General features: G+C 44.6%; 13 protein-coding genes and 1 pseudogene. 7 read left to right on the top strand and 7 right to left on the bottom strand.

All coding sequences use genetic code 11. The features are described 5' to 3' along the window. Nucleotides 1–21: 21 nt before the first annotated feature. Nucleotides 22–1206, bottom strand: coding sequence for a tetratricopeptide repeat protein (locus tag M5J74_RS10800; protein ID WP_181246275.1), 1185 nt, complete (start codon nucleotides 1204–1206; stop codon nucleotides 22–24). A 264-nt stretch (nucleotides 1207–1470) separates the two neighbouring features. Further along, nucleotides 1471–2145, bottom strand: a complete 675-nt coding sequence (locus tag M5J74_RS10795) for a fasciclin domain-containing protein (protein ID WP_106166005.1) — start codon at nucleotides 2143–2145, stop codon at nucleotides 1471–1473. A gap of 710 nt (nucleotides 2146–2855) precedes the next feature. Between M5J74_RS10795 and M5J74_RS10790 the strand changes: the two genes are divergently transcribed. From M5J74_RS10790 to M5J74_RS10760, 6 genes and pseudogenes are all read left to right on the top strand, one after another. Then, entirely contained in the window at nucleotides 2856–3137 is a 282-nt protein-coding gene (locus tag M5J74_RS10790) for a GlsB/YeaQ/YmgE family stress response membrane protein (RefSeq protein WP_015154110.1), read from the top strand. Nucleotides 3138–3376: 239 nt separating this feature from the next. Beyond that, on the top strand, nucleotides 3377–4168 hold the full coding sequence (locus M5J74_RS10785) for a glutathione S-transferase family protein (protein ID WP_106166006.1): 792 nt from the start codon (nucleotides 3377–3379) through the stop codon (nucleotides 4166–4168). A 118-nt stretch (nucleotides 4169–4286) separates the two neighbouring features. After that, nucleotides 4287–6022: pseudogene (locus M5J74_RS10775) on the top strand (helicase HerA domain-containing protein). Between the two features lie 531 nt (nucleotides 6023–6553). After that, nucleotides 6554–7546, top strand: coding sequence for an RNA polymerase sigma factor, RpoD/SigA family (locus M5J74_RS10770; protein ID WP_015154107.1), 993 nt, complete (start codon nucleotides 6554–6556; stop codon nucleotides 7544–7546). A gap of 510 nt (nucleotides 7547–8056) precedes the next feature. Continuing rightward, nucleotides 8057–8635: a hypothetical protein gene (locus tag M5J74_RS10765; RefSeq protein WP_106166007.1), complete on the top strand. Its 579-nt coding sequence runs from the start codon at nucleotides 8057–8059 to the stop codon at nucleotides 8633–8635. Nucleotides 8636–8671: 36 nt separating this feature from the next. Continuing rightward, the gene (locus M5J74_RS10760; RefSeq protein WP_250016592.1) at nucleotides 8672–8815 is read left to right on the top strand and encodes a hypothetical protein; all 144 of its coding nucleotides are present in this window, start codon (nucleotides 8672–8674) and stop codon (nucleotides 8813–8815) included. A gap of 12 nt (nucleotides 8816–8827) precedes the next feature. Here the strand turns inward: M5J74_RS10760 and M5J74_RS10755 are convergent, their stop codons facing one another. The 5 genes from M5J74_RS10755 to M5J74_RS10735 all read right to left on the bottom strand — a co-directional run bounded on the left by M5J74_RS10755 (nucleotide 8828) and on the right by M5J74_RS10735 (nucleotide 12548). Continuing rightward, the gene (locus M5J74_RS10755) at nucleotides 8828–9319 is read right to left on the bottom strand and encodes a DUF192 domain-containing protein (RefSeq protein WP_015154105.1); all 492 of its coding nucleotides are present in this window, start codon (nucleotides 9317–9319) and stop codon (nucleotides 8828–8830) included. A 92-nt stretch (nucleotides 9320–9411) separates the two neighbouring features. Continuing rightward, nucleotides 9412–10095, bottom strand: coding sequence for a response regulator transcription factor NblR (gene nblR, locus M5J74_RS10750; protein WP_015154104.1), 684 nt, complete (start codon nucleotides 10093–10095; stop codon nucleotides 9412–9414). Between the two features lie 73 nt (nucleotides 10096–10168). After that, the gene (locus tag M5J74_RS10745) at nucleotides 10169–11086 is read right to left on the bottom strand and encodes an NAD(+) kinase (protein WP_015154103.1); all 918 of its coding nucleotides are present in this window, start codon (nucleotides 11084–11086) and stop codon (nucleotides 10169–10171) included. Nucleotides 11087–11271: 185 nt separating this feature from the next. Next, entirely contained in the window at nucleotides 11272–12252 is a 981-nt protein-coding gene (locus tag M5J74_RS10740) for an SDR family oxidoreductase (RefSeq protein ID WP_015154102.1), read from the bottom strand. 185 nt (nucleotides 12253–12437) lie between these two features. Further along, nucleotides 12438–12548, bottom strand: coding sequence for a PetM family cytochrome b6-f complex subunit 7 (locus M5J74_RS10735; RefSeq protein ID WP_015154101.1), 111 nt, complete (start codon nucleotides 12546–12548; stop codon nucleotides 12438–12440). Between the two features lie 217 nt (nucleotides 12549–12765). Between M5J74_RS10735 and pdxA the strand changes: the two genes are divergently transcribed. Then, the gene (pdxA, locus tag M5J74_RS10730) at nucleotides 12766–13989 is read left to right on the top strand and encodes a 4-hydroxythreonine-4-phosphate dehydrogenase PdxA (RefSeq protein ID WP_250016590.1); all 1224 of its coding nucleotides are present in this window, start codon (nucleotides 12766–12768) and stop codon (nucleotides 13987–13989) included. Nucleotides 13990–14025 lie beyond the last annotated feature (36 nt).

Raw genomic sequence — 14025 nt, 5'->3', positions numbered from 1 at the left:
CTTACCATTACTCACTGTTGACTAAAATCCCATTTCCTGTAATTTTTGGGACAATTGCCTTGCTACAGTAGGATTGCTCGATTCGTAAAGTGCGATCGCTTGTTGAAATGCTGCTAAACTTTCTCTTACCTGCCCTAGTTTCAGTAATGCGACTCCTAAATTCTGATAAGCTTGGGCATATTCAGGATTGAGTTGAATGGCGCGTTCGTAAGCTGCTATCGCTTCTACAAATTGTCCCATCGCCTTTAAAGTAATACCTAAATTGTAGTAACCTAAAGCAAAATTAGGGTCGATTTGTAGGACTTTCAAATAGTTAGACTTGGCTTGAGGTAAGTTTCCTATTTTTTGCCATAAGTTCCCTAAATTGTTATAAGCACCAATTTTTAAAAAGGAGGATACATTTAACTGAGCTGCTGTTTGATACGATGCAATTGCCAGCGATATTTGGCGCTCGTAACTATAAGCAAGTCCTAAATGATAGTGGAGTTCGTACAAAATTTCCTCATTGTTTGCCGCAGATTTCAGTCCTCGTTCTAATAATTCAATTCCTGGCACAACTTTTCCTGTTTGTACGTATAAAGCTCCCAACTTACTACAAACATAAGGATCGTCAGGATGACTAGCCAAAAAGCCTGACATAATCTTCTCAGCTTGGACGAACTTATCTTTTTGTGCAATTTGCTGTTGTTGATATCCATAGTGTAAGATAGCAACCCGATCTAAGTTAGCAATTTGCCAGTGGGTTTCGCGACGAAGAATTTCCGTAACGCTATCATCAATCATGGCGTGATAGGGACGAGCAAAATAGATATCTTGATGGCGGCGAAACAAACGAGAGACTAAAGAGTAAGGTGATTGTACTGCACCAACTTCTTGCCTTAGTAAATTAATTACCAAGAAGCGATCGCCGTCCATTGCCTGTTGTAAGTTCGGGATAATTTCTGGTACTAAAATCTCATCTGCGTCTAGCACTAAAACCCAGTCACCAGTCACGTACTTAAGTGCCTCATTTCGAGCTGCACTAAAATCGTTACACCAGTTAAAGTGATATATTTTTGCCCCAAATTGCCGAGCTACTTCTACCGTGCGATCGCTAGATCCAGTATCTAAAACAACTATTTCTTCTACAACATCTTTAACACTATTGAGACACTGAGGTAGTGCTATTTCTTCATTTTTAACAATAATACAAAGGCTAGTTGTCATTTGTCACTTGTCATTTGTTATTTGTCATTTTTATCGATCGCGTCCATCTACGGTCGTAATTTTCTGAACGAGAGATTGCTTAAAAATTAAGTGCGATCGCCATAAATAATAAATGGTAATAAAAATCCGTTCAATTTCAAATTGAACGGAATTACAAGATTATCCTATCAGTTGTTGCTCGTTTGACTCAAAAGCAAAAAGCAACCAAAAGCCATCAGTTTAATGCTTTCCCATTTTGACCTTTAACTTTTGACTTTTGACTTCTTACAAGTCAGGAGGTAGCATCACTTTATCAATCGCGTGGATGACACCATTACTCGCTTTAATATCGGGTTGCACTACACTAGCATCGTTCACAGACACACCCTTGCTGGGATCGGCTTGTACGTTTACAGCACCCCCTTCTACTGTCTTGACTTCCCCAGATTTTAAGTCGCTAGATGTGACATTACCTGGTACTACGTGGTAGGTCAAGATTTTGACCAGAATATCTTTATTTTCAGGTTTCAACAGCTCTTGCAAGGCATCTTGAGGTAATTGAGCAAAAGCTGCATCTGTCGGCGCAAACACAGTGAATGGTCCCTGTCCAGAAAGAGTTTCTGTCAAACCTGCTGCTTTGAGAGCAGCTGTCAAGGTTTTAAAGGAGTCATTAGCGGCGGCTAGAGCCACTACGTTCTCCGTTGAAGGCTCAGTTGCTCCTGGTGCAGGAGTCACAGGACTAGGCGCTGTTTCTGGTGGCTGAGTTTCTGATGGGGGTGTAGTCGGTGTTGTGGGTGGCGTACCAGTACGACGGTTGTAAGGGGGTTCGTTGAAAATACTAGGTCTAGGATTAGTTGCTCCTCCACTCGACTGTTGCGCTTCCACAGGAAGTCCGATGAGGATACTAGCTCCTACAACTCCTATCAGGCTTGCTAGTAGCTTGAGCGTCTTATTGCACATTAAGCTATTGTGACTAATAGTGTGACTTGGAATTTTTCTCACTGTTGCGTTCCTCTATTGCTCCAAGAATTGTTAGACTATCGTTTCTTTGTCGTGTTCCGAGAATCTTAAGTTTTATAACATTCTCCGATCTTTTTGACAAACCGCACAAACATCCACTCTGCGAAAGGCTTTGGGTCAGCGGGGATTTTTAAGAATGGCTCGTTATAGAGACTTTGCTATTAACAGGCATTTTGAGTCAGCTCGCTAGTGTACCTCTAATAAAAAGTGGAAAAAAGATATTCGAGCTTGCATTGCGTTCGTTCAATTGCGTTCGTGCATGAGTGTCACTTCTATCAAGCTAGATTGACTTGATTTATTGCATTTAAAAAATATCGATCCCATCTGCTTGCTACTCGCGATCGCTACCCCTTTCTAAAAAATCGCTGGAATAATTGGGACTATATCAAAAGATATACTATTATCCCAAAGGAATAATTTCAAAATATTAAAATCTAATGTGTTTCGTTTCATTTTTAATCGCTCCACTTGACAGATTGCATTTAGATTTCTTAAAAGTGAATATATCAGCAGACTCAAAAGTTTATATAGTTTAATTGTTGCGTTCATATTTCTTTAGGTTATTACCTGAGGTAGAGGGAATTACAAGTTTGAAAGTGATAGATTGCACTTGAATAAATGATGGATGAGTAGAAACAGGAGTTAATGATATGTGGAACATCATTGCTTGGATTGTTTTAGGACTAATAGCTGGAGCGATCGCTAAAGCCATCTACCCCGGTCATCAAGGTGGTGGTATCCTAGCAACAATTATTCTCGGAATTTTAGGCGCATTAGTAGGGGGCTGGCTAGGGTCTGTCATCTTCCCGGGTAGCGCAGGTGCAGCGGCGGCTGGAGTAGGCGCACTAACCATACCCAGCATTATTTTTGCCGTTCTTGGTGCAATCATCTTACTGTTCATCTGGGGCTTGGTAACTCGTCGAACTGCGTAAAAACTCGATAAGAAGTTGTGAGTTTTGAAATACCTAAACTTTCCTTCCCCAAAATCTCTGCTGGGGAAGGATTATTTTGTTATTAAGTAGTGAGTGGCTGGTGGCTGGTGACTGGGGACTAGATTCTTAGTTTTGGTCTAGCCACAAGTCACGAGTCACCGATAACTGGTAGCAGGGGACTAGATTCTTAGTTTTGGTCTAGCCACGAGTCACTGATAACTGTTTCAAGGAGCAGGCAAATGATAGAACTGTATCAATTCGAGCTATCGCAGTACTCAGAAAAGGTGCGTTTAATTCTAGATTACAAAGGATTAGAGTACCGTAAAATAGAAGTCACACCAGGTATAGGACAGGTAGAACTATTCCGCATGTCGGGACAGCGACAAGTCCCAGTACTGAAAGATGGCAGTACATTTGTAGCAGATTCTACCGAAATTGCTAAGTATCTCGATCGCCAATATCCAGATAGACCTTTATTTCCCAGCGATCCAGTTCAGCGAGCATTATGCTTGATGATGGAGGAATGGGCAGACTCATCCATTGGGATCAAAAGTCGTCAAGCGCTATTTGGTGCAATTAGCCAAGACCAAGGTTTTCGTAAATCTCTCCTTCCAGAAACGACTCCCGATATTGTCAAAAGTTTAGTTGAGTTCATCCCCAGCGAAGTGCTGAAAGTTTTAGGAATTGGCGTGGGTTCTGGTCCTGATAGCGTTAAATCTGCCACGACGGACTTAAAACAAGACCTAGAAGCACTATGTTTGTTGTTAGTAGAACGTCCCTACTTGCTGGGTGACGAACCTTGCTTAGCCGATTTAGCTGTTGCAGGCTTGTCCATGCTGATTAAATTCCCTGATGGACCTTACCTCGACTTGCCGCCAGCCGTAAAAGGAAAAGGTATCCCAGGATTAGCTGACAGCATTGTATACGAACCATTTTTCATTTGGCGCGATCGCCTCTACGCTCAATACCGCAAATCTACCTTCAGCTACAGTACTGCACCCTCAGCACCCACTTCGATTAGTATTGATTAGCTTTGTTGATAGTTTTTTGCTAGGCAAAAAACTATCAATCAATCTTTTTGTAGCCACGATCGAAAATTCGACATAAGATAAGCCAAGGGAAATTGCAAATTTTGCCGTCATTAATACTATGAATTCGGCGCAACCACCCTTGGGTTCTGTTATCCAAGGTTCTCTCAGTCAAGGCTTAGAAGTAAGACTCCATCCAGATGTCTCGGTGGAAGATATGCGGGTGGGTAAATTTCTAGTTGTTGAAGGGGCGCGATCGCGTTTTTTCTGTATGCTGACAGATGTATCCCTTGGTACTTCTAGCAACAGAATTGTTGCCAACCCCCCCATCCAGACGATGATTTTTTACGGGAAGTGTTAGCTGGTAGCGGCACGTATGGGACGATCGAACTTGCTCCCATGCTGATGTTTACTCCCGAAGAATTTGTAGAGACAACCAACGGTGTATCTTTACAAGGCAAAAAAAACGACTCGAACGGGCAAAATGGATTGGCATCCTATCAGCCGCAAAGTAGCAGCAATATCGAACTGATGCCAGTTAAAACAATTCCTCGCCACTTCAGCCAGGTGTATGATGCTAGCGAACGAGATTTCCGCGCTGTCTTTGGCTGGGAAGATGACCCCCACCGCCGCAATTTTGCCATCGGTCAACCGTTGGATATGGATGTTCCCATTTGCATCGATTTAGACCGCTTTGTAGAGCGCAGCAACGGTGTATTCGGTAAGTCTGGGACGGGGAAATCATTTCTCACCCGTTTGCTGTTGTGCGGCATCATTCGCAAGCAAGCAGCAGTCAACTTGATCTTCGATATGCACTCGGAATATGGCTGGGAAGCAGTGCGCGAAGGCAAGCAATTTAGCACCGTTAAAGGCTTAAGACAGCTATTCCCCGGACAAGTCCAAATCTATACCCTCGACCCCGCATCCACTAGGCGGCGAGGCGTGCGGGATGCGCAGGAACTTTACCTCAGCTATGACCAAATTGAAGTTGAAGATTTGATGCTGGTGCGAGATGAATTAAATCTGTCTGAAGCCAGTTTAGAAAATGCAATTATTTTACGTAACGAGTTTGGTAATGCTTGGATTAGCCAACTCTTAAGCATGACAAACGAGGAAATTCAATTTTTCTGCGAAGAAAAGCGGGGTAACAAATCGTCAATTATGGCGTTACAGCGTAAGCTGAACCGCCTAGAAGACATGAAATATATGCGCCCCGTCTGCCCGCAAAATTATATTAAACAAATATTGGAGTCTCTAACAGCTGGTAAGCACGTTGTGATCGAGTTTGGTGCGCAATCGAATATGCTGTCTTATATGCTGGCAACAAATTTGATCTCGCGCCGGATTCACCAGCATTACGTCCACCAAGCCGAGAAATTTTTGCAGACCAAAAATCCTTGCGATCGCCCCCGGCAATTAGTGATTACAATCGAAGAGGCACACCGCTTTCTCGATTCTGCCACCGTCCGCCAAACTATTTTTGGGATCATCGCCAGAGAGATGCGTAAGTACTTCGTGACGCTGTTAGTGGTTGACCAGCGCCCCTCTGGAATTGATAATGAGGTGATGTCTCAGATCGGTACGCGGATCACAGCTTTACTCAACGACGAAAAAGACATCGATGCCATCTTCACGGGGGTTTCTGGAGGGCAAAGCTTGCGATCGGTTTTGGCTAAACTTGATTCTAAGCAACAAGCTCTCATTATCGGTCATGCCGTACCCATGCCAGTCGTGGTTCGCACCCGTCCCTATGACGAGAAATTTTATACGGAAATCGGCGATGTTGCTTGGGAAGAAAAGCCTGATGACGAAGTTTTCGCCGCCGCCGAACTAGCGAAAGCCGATCTAGGTTTTTAATTTGTAAAGACGTTACCTGCAACGTCTCTACGAAAAAAAATGTATTCGGAATCTACACCAAAACTTCATCTGTTGCAGTTCGGATATCCGGAACCTGCGGCAGGGGGAGTGATGTCATCATATATAACATACCCAATAAAAATGCTTTTGGTCGAAGTGGATAAGCGAAACACTGCGCGAGATTGCCGGAATGGTTCTAGTGTAAGCCCCAAATAAGGCTTTACGTAACCTGGAATCTATTCTAAGATGAGAGTAAGAGTAAACTCATACTGACTTTAAGTTATTGGCAGAGATAGGCAAACGGAGCCAAGCCCAGATAGAGACTAAGGGTTTGCTAACCACTTATCAATTCTGAACCGATCGATCTCGGCGGTAGGAGAAACTTTCTAAAATCAATCCACGTCTCTACATCTTCCGTCAGATGTTAATCCCAATTTACTCGGATAACCTCCAAGTAGGGATAACTGATTACTTCTTGCAGCCGTCCAGCCATTAAGCATTCGTTTTGTTTACGGAGTAGACAACGCACAAATGCCCACCGAAAACACCACCACAACCACCACCGAAAATAACAATACCAGATTCACGGCTGATATGGTACGTACCTATCTGCGCGAGATCGGGCGCGTGCCATTGCTGACTAGGGAACAAGAAATTGTCTACGGCAAACAGGTACAGCAAATGATGGCGCTGCTGGATGCTAAGGAAGCTTTAGTCAAGAAGCTACGCCGCGAACCAACTATGGAAGAATGGACGGCTAAAGTCAACACGTCAGAAGCCGAACTCAACGACCTCATCCGTAAGGGACAGCGGGCTAAGCAAAAGATGATTGAAGCTAACCTGCGGTTAGTTGTCGCGATCGCCAAAAAGTACCAGAAGCGTAACATGGAATTCTTGGACTTGATCCAAGAAGGAACAATGGGTCTGGAACGCGGAGTCGAAAAATTCGATCCCATTCGCGGTTATAAGTTCTCCACTTACGCCTACTGGTGGATTCGTCAAGCGATTACTCGTGCCATTGCCCAACAAGCACGGACGATTCGTTTGCCCATCCATATCACCGAAAAACTTAACAAGATTAAGAAAGTGCAGCGCGAACTAGCACAAACCTTAGGACGCAGCCCGAATGCGGTTGAGATTGCCGAAGCGCTAGAGTTAGAACCAGCCCAGATTCGGGAGTATCTTAACCTTGCCCGTCAACCAGTTTCATTAGATGTCCGCGTCGGCGACAACCAAGATACAGAGTTGCAAGACTTACTGGAAGATGACGGCATATCGCCGGAAAACTACATGACTCAGGAATCTTTGCGTCAAGACTTGGATACCCTACTGTCAGAGTTAACTCCACAGCAGCGAGAAGTCTTGAATCTACGCTTTGGCTTGCAGGATGGCAATGAACTTTCTTTAGCTAAAGTTGGAGAAAGACTCAATCTCTCCCGCGAAAGAGTTAGACAACTCGAACATCAAGCTTTAGCGCACCTACGTCGTCGTCGTGCCAACGTGCAAGAATACATCGCCAGCTAAATTTAGTAGAGGCGCAGTGTATCGCGCCTCTGTAGATTTTTAGCCTGCTGACTTTTGACTTCTGTACGGGTGGGTTTTGAGCAAAAATTGACGGCTTTGGTGGTCGATTGATTGACTAAACCCGCCCCTATCTCTGTTTCCACATGCTAGTGCTTTTGTTTGTAATTTAGATTACAATCTATTTAGGTGGCGCTAGTATAGTTAACAGTATTCATCCCATGTAAAGGTTGTACGTGCTTGTAAAATCTTTACTCTACAAACAAATATTCGCTCTATAGCAAGAACGCCTCCCGGATTCAGGAGGCATTTTTGTCTGTATGAAGAAAGTAGAAACGTAAGTCAAACTCATACTGGTAAAGGTTTTGAATTGAATTCCCTTGTTTGCTAGTTATACCTAGCAGGAAAGAAATTTCAGACCTTTGAAAGAACCAGTGACGGTTAGTAATTATCTATATTTTCTTTAATAGCTGCTGCCAATATTATATATAGAAGCCCCTCAAAGGAGGCACAGTGAAAAATTCTATTTGTTATATTTGCGATCGCTTCAATCATAAACTCGGGCAGCTAAAATTTGTGCTATCTGCTTTAGTAACATTTATAGCGCTCGATCCTACAGCAGCTACCAGTAGCGATCGCCAGCTCGATTCTCTCGCTTCAAGAGTGACATCCACTCCGGTTAAAATTGCCAAAAGAGATAGCGTTCTCAATTCCAAAGGAAAGCTACCAACAGCAGACGGAATATATTTATACGGTCAATCACCCCAAACAAATCAGCTCGGACAAGAGTATATGATCTTTGAAATGCAACAGGGTAAAGTGACTGGAGCATTGTATTTACCACAATCAGAGTTTAGCTGTTTTGAAGGTTCTCTAAAATCAGATCGACTATCTGTAACAGTTGCCGCAGATGCTAATTCTGAAGCTGATGCGGCACAAGTAGCTGCGGTAGGTAATTCACAAATAGAAGATGATTACAGTCAAATATCATCTCCCTATGCAGTGGGGTTGCAAAACTATTATCAATTGCAAAATATTACTGACAACGATCGCCGCATTCTTACTGCTTGCCAACACAATAATCGACAATGATTCGCTACTGAATTGAATTTATATTTAAGCTCGAATGTGTTAAAACAACTAGATTTTGCCATGCGATCGCATAACACAAAAATAGCTGCAAAACTGCTTTTGCGCATAGTTAGTGGAATTCTTATTTTAGTTCTAGCTTGTCTGTGGTTGCTCTTAACAGCAAAGCCAGCGTTGGCATAGTTTGAGTTATGCTCAATTAAGATACTGAATTTCGACGCGATCGCCGACTTTCAAGCCAATTTGAGCCGTCATTCCACTACGGAGTTCGAGAACTTTGTCGATTTCGGTATCAGTGCCGTAGGTTGGACAAGTCGTCGTTTTACACGGAGGAACATCAGCCGCGATCTCTATGACTCGTCCTTCCCGTAAAAAAATCATATCGAGGGGAATTAGCGTATTCTTCATCCAAAATCGAGTTGGTTGCGGCGACTCAAAGACAAACAACATACCTCGGTTGTCTGCCAAACTAGTACGATACATTAGTCCGATCTGCTGCTGTTGTGGCGTTTTAGCAACTTCTAACTCAAACTTTCGCCCCGCGATCGTCGCATATGCTGAGATTGGTAAGTTTTGTCCTCTCACCTCTTTTGCTGGCGCTTGAACTACGTGAGTGGTTTCTGTGGCGATTATCGGCGTACATCCTAGCAACAGAAAACTTACTACTATTCCCAGCCATTGATTCATAGATCGGTCATTGGTTATCAGTTATCAGTTATCAGTGTAGAGACGTTACATGTAACGTCTCTACATAATTATCAGTCACTTACGACTTCTCACTAAGCTTCTCGCAACACGTATCCAACACCGCGCACGGTTTGAATTAATCGCTTTTGTCCTTCATCTTCGAGCTTGAGACGCAAGTAGCGAATGTAAACTTCAATCACGTTAGATTCGCCCATAAAATCATAACCCCAAACATTTTCCAGAATTTGCTCGCGCGTTAAGATTTCTCTAGGATGTTCGATCAGATACTTAAGCAGTTCAAATTCTTTCATTGTTAAATCAATAGCACGTCCGTGGCGCAAAGCTCGACGAGTTGCCAGATCTAAAACTAAGTCTCCAAATCTTAACTGTTCTGTACCAGCAGGATCGGGATGCAAATAGAGCCGAACCAGGCGTAAAAAATCTTCCGTGCGGTAGGGTTTGAGAAAGTAATCATCTGCTCCTGCTTCCAGACAAGCAACGCGATCGTCAACTGTATCGCGCGCCATCAAGACTAATATTGGTACGTGCGTACCCATCCGTCTCAAACTAGTACAGACCGTCAATCCCGATTCTACCCCCAACATTCGATCGATCGCGATTAAATCTGGTTGGCGATCGCGACTGCGATCGATTCCCGTTGCAGCGTCGTGAACTACAATCGGTTCGTAGCCAGATTCTCGCAGATCTAAATTTAACTGCGCCGCCAAGCTTTCATCTGGCACGATCGCTAATACACAAGGGCGATGTTCGTTCATAGTTTGTCATTGGTTAATAGTTAATGGTTAATTGCCGTTGGCAATTAACCATTAACTATTAACAATTAACCATTTAAGGTAATTCTACCGAAGTTGGTTTTGCAATGTGAGGTAAACCCCAGCCCAATTTCTCTCGTAAAATGCGGAAAAACTCTGGCGGTTGCAGGCGAACGAACTTAGCCGAGTAGGGCGATCGTTCCAAGTATACTTTGTCTTCTGGAAAGACATAGCAGCCGCCATTACCATCTACCACCATAACTAACCGCGTCGCGCCAGCGGGATAGACTGTCACAGGTTCGCTATCGGGAAACACTAATGCTCGCGAAGCCAGAGAATGAGGACAAATGGGTACGAGTTGCAGTACTGGTACTCCTGGGGTGACAACGGGACCTCCGGCACTCAGCGAATAAGCGGTCGAACCAGTTGGCGTAGAGACGATGACTCCGTCAGCTGCGATATCGACTGGCGCATGACGACCTACAGCGATTTCAAAATGGCACATACACGTCAATGGTTCTCGGTGTAGCACCATTTCGTTTAAGCATAGAGCTTCCCATAGTACGCCTTCGCCACGCAAAACTTTTACGACTAGCATGGCTCGTTCTTCAACTTCGTACTCGCCTGCTAAAACTTTTTCCAATGCTTGGGGCAATTGATTCAAGTAAGCTTCGGTTAAAAAGCCCATGTGACCCGTATTGAGAGATAGCATGGGAATGCCACTCGGAGCGACCAAGCGCGCTGCCGCAAGCACCGTACCATCTCCACCCAGCACGAACGCCAACTTCATCTCAGAATCAAAACCAGGTGGTGTCAGTCCTTCAATAGGGGTGTGACAGACAGGACTTTCGGGATTAGAATACCCTAACATTCCTCCCACGCCAGTTGTCATACAAACATCCCAGCCAGCAGCGGTGAGTTTGTCACTCAACTCAATAGCAACCCGCTGTGCTATGGGTTTAACGTCGTTATAAATAATGCCTGCTTTCGGCACGTTTGTAGTCAAGGTTGCAGCACTTTAGCTAGATCGTTGCACATTTTTTCGTTACTTGTCATACCCTTCGGGAAGGGCTATTCTTCGAGAAGCCACCCTTCGGGTGTCTACGCCCTACGTCATTTGTCATTCGTCAATTGCTGAACACTCATGAGCTATGACAGATGAGTGATGACCAAATGGTACTAGTTACTCTTTTTAACGGGGATTTTGGCTGTTTTTTTCTTAGTTTTGTTTTTTTCGTATTCCAATTCCTTGAGTTTTTTCAGCATCCGTCCGAAGTATTCTTGCAAGTAGCTTTCTAAAGTCGTCGTCTCCTGAGGGTCTAACCCAAAGGTCTGATAGACTTCATCCATAGGAGCTGTTAGAGGTACGCCAGTTGCGAGTACTTCAGCAAATGCTAAACGATCTGCAACATTCCATCCCCATTGGAAGAACCGCGTGACGTGCCGCATCGTGCGCAAAAAGTTGACTGGCAAACGAGACACTTTTGCTGGTTTTCCAGTCAATCGCTCGCACAAACTCGTTATCTCTTCTGCACTCCAGGCGCGGGAACCAACTACAGGAAAAGTTTGTTTTTCCGTTGCTGGTACGGAGAGAGCGCGAACGGCAAATTTGGCAATGTCTTGGGTGTCCATGTAGGCAACGGGAGAAGATTCACCCGTCACCCAAATTGCTTGTCCCTCTAAAATCGGAATTGCGTACTGACCGATCAAGCCTTGCATGAAGCCACAAAGCCGCAGGATAGTATAATTCATCCCCGCTTCACTCAAAAATAGCTCCGTACAGCGCTTGATTTCCATCAGAGGCACTTGGGGATATTTCTCTGCTTCTAAAATAGAGAAGAAAATGTAGCGATCGACACCAGCAGCTTTTGCTGCCTGAATCAGCGCTACCTTACCATCCCAGTCTACCTGCTTGATACTCAAGCTATCTGTTGCTCTTGCTGTAGCAGCGTCAATCACCACATCCATCCCTTCCAGAGCAGCTGGTAGAGTGTCCGGTTGACTGAGGCTGCCAGAGACAAGTTCAGCGCCCCATTCTTTTAAAAAGGTAGCTTTTTTTTGACTGCGGACGAGACAGCGCACCTTATACCCCTCATCGAGAGCACGACGAGCTACCTGTCTTCCCAAGGTGCCAGTAGCACCGACAATCAAGATATTCATGAGGGATTAGTAACGATTCTTAAGCTTTATTAAAAGAATGGTAACAAAAATCGGTTTATTAAGAAAGGTTACGAAAATTAGTGAGTCGTGAAAAGAAGTGGCGAGAGGCGAGAGTTGGTAAGTTGTCACTTGTCTACTTGTCTTTCTTGTCCCCCGACTCCCGACTCCCGACTCCCAACTCCCGACTACAGAGCTTCTTCTTCATCTCCTTGGATCTTGAGTAGGAGATAACCTAGAGCTATACCGACGAAGATTAAGCTGAAGGATAAGATAGCAGCAGTAAACATTTCGCTCATGGCGACAATTCTCCTAACGTGTTGCTTGCTCAAGTTTACAGTGAGCCTAGTGTAAAGTATTTTAAAACAATTCGCGCTTGGCTTGGACACTCACCAGTTATCAGCTCTCAGTGGCTAGTGACTAGTGACTAGTAACTAGATGAAGAATTTAGATGCTAGCCTACTAGCTGCTAACCACTAGCCACTACCCACTCACAAATGACAATGCACCGCTAGTATGGATATCTCAACGACAACCTACAAAACAAGCGATCGCCCCCGTATTGCAATTGCTATGGGAGATCCGGCGGGAATTGGTGCGGAGGTAATTTTGAAAGCCTTGGCAGACCGACAATTATGGGCAGCTTGTCAAATTACGGTAGTTGGTAACAAGCAAGTCTTGCTGGATACATACGATCGATTGCGTCAAAGCCCCTATTGCCCGCTAGATAGTTATATCCACCCAGATGAGTTGAACATTCTTGAGGTGGAAGCTGTGAGGAAAATGGTAGGCGCAGTCAAGCAGGGTACGGGTAATGCGGCTAGCGGAGCAATGAGTTTTGCTTATTTAGAGACTGCGATCGCCCGAACTCTGGTAGGAGATTTTCACGGGATCGTGACAGCACCGATTGCCAAATCAGCATGGAAAGCCGCAGGATACGATTATCCAGGGCAAACAGAATTACTTGCCGAAAAAGCTGGAGTCGAACGATTTGGGATGCTATTCGTCGCGCGATCGCCTCATACTGGCTGGATGCTACGCGCTCTTCTGGCAACCACCCACATTCCCTTGCACCAAGTTCCAGAAGCACTCACACCACAATTATTGACTCGCAAGCTAGATCTGCTAGTGGAATGCTTACAACGGGATTTTGGCGTAGAACAACCAAGAATTGCGATCGCGGGTTTAAACCCCCACAGTGGCGAGCAGGGACAACTGGGACGAGAAGAAGTTGACTGGCTAAATTCTTGGCTGGAAGCAGAACGTCAAAATCGCCCCAATCTTCAATTAGAAGGCTTGCTACCACCCGATACTATGTGGGTTAAGCCAGGGATGGCGTGGTATGGGAAGGGACTAGGGAGCAGGGAGCAGGGAGCAGGGGAGACTAGGAGACTAGGAGCAGAGGAGACTAGGGGCAAAGGGGCAGAGGAGCAACTACCAATTACCAATTACCAATTACCAATTACCAATTACCATCCTGCTGATGCGTATTTGGCACTTTATCACGACCAAGGACTCATTCCAGTTAAGCTAATGGCGTTCGATCGCGCTGTTAATACTTCCATCGGTCTTCCCTTCATCCGCACTTCTCCCGATCACGGCACGGCTTTTGATATTGCTGGTAAAGGTATTGCTGATGCAACTAGCATGAAAGCCGCAATTCAACTCGCTACGGAATTAGTCCACACCAGAAACAGCGCCACACCGACTACTAACTACCAATTACCAATTACCAATTAGTTAAGATACATCCTAAGATAGATGCCACGGTTTTGT

The sequence above is a fragment of the Chroococcidiopsis sp. CCNUC1 genome (assembly GCF_023546805.1).
GTDB classification, from domain to species: domain Bacteria; phylum Cyanobacteriota; class Cyanobacteriia; order Cyanobacteriales; family Chroococcidiopsidaceae; genus Chroococcidiopsis; species Chroococcidiopsis thermalis.
This window is presented reverse-complemented; position numbering and strand designations above follow the sequence as displayed.